Origin of the sequence: Blautia sp. HCP3S3_G3 (assembly GCF_052063365.1) — a bacterium.
GTDB lineage: Bacteria > Bacillota > Clostridia > Lachnospirales > Lachnospiraceae > Blautia_A.
The window spans coordinates 1-838 of record NZ_JBQHXR010000067.1; the positions used below are offsets into that span (position 1 = coordinate 1).

Annotated in this window: 2 tRNA genes and 3 rRNA genes; all 5 read right to left on the reverse strand. The window is 48.7% G+C overall.

The annotated features are described in order from the left end of the window. Positions 1–176, reverse strand: a 23S ribosomal RNA gene (locus ACTNEW_RS16280); the annotation flags it as partial. 208 nt (positions 177–384) lie between these two features. After that, positions 385–458 (reverse strand) — tRNA-Ile (locus ACTNEW_RS16285). Positions 459–481: 23 nt separating this feature from the next. Beyond that, positions 482–554: transfer RNA gene (locus ACTNEW_RS16290), tRNA-Ala, on the reverse strand. 5 nt (positions 555–559) lie between these two features. Beyond that, positions 560–677 (reverse strand): 5S ribosomal RNA (rrf, locus tag ACTNEW_RS16295). Positions 678–747: 70 nt separating this feature from the next. Further along, a 16S ribosomal RNA gene (locus tag ACTNEW_RS16300) occupies positions 748–838 on the reverse strand; the annotation flags it as partial.

Here is an 838-nt window from a genome sequence, read left to right on the forward strand (position 1 = left end):
TCCATACGTTATGGATTGGCGTATGGATGCATGAGGTCTGCTCATGCGGGTTTCCCCATTCAGAGATCTCCGGATCAATGGATATTTGCTCCTCCCCGAAGCTTTTCGCAGCTTATCACGTCTTTCATCGGCTCTTAGTGCCAAGGCATCCGCCCTGTGCCCTTAATGCTTGACCTTTGCAATGCTCCTATAGCGTTAGGAACATTCGGTTCGTTGATTCTCAATTGATTGTTCTGTTCTTCACAGATAATCGATGTCTTCCTATCTTACGTTTAACGTTTGTATCAAGGATATTTGATTAAGTAATCAAATTTACATGTATGCAGTTTTCAAGGTACAATCACAGGCTTATCACTTAACCTCACGGCCAAAATGTTAAGCCAATGGGCTTAAGTGGACTCGAACCACCGACCTCACGCTTATCAGGCGTGCGCTCTAACCGGCTGAGCTATAAGCCCATTCCGGAAGGTTATCTTCCGAGTGGAGATGAAGAGATTCGAACTCTCGACCCCCTGCTTGCAAGGCAGGTGCTCTCCCAACTGAGCTACATCCCCATTTGATCTGGCGTCCACCTGCTCTCCCACATCGTCTCCAATGCAGTACCATCGGCCGCTTGGGTCTTAACCGTCGTGTTCGGGATGGGAACGGGTGTTTCCCCCAAACGCATCGACACCAGAAATGGTCTATTCAGTTATCCTTGATAACTCAACAGTAAAACACATCCTCGCTCTACTTCTTCTTCCTTAGAAAGGAGGTGATCCAGCCGCACCTTCCGATACGGCTACCTTGTTACGACTTCACCCCAGTCATCCGTCCCGCCTTCGGCAGCTGCCTCATT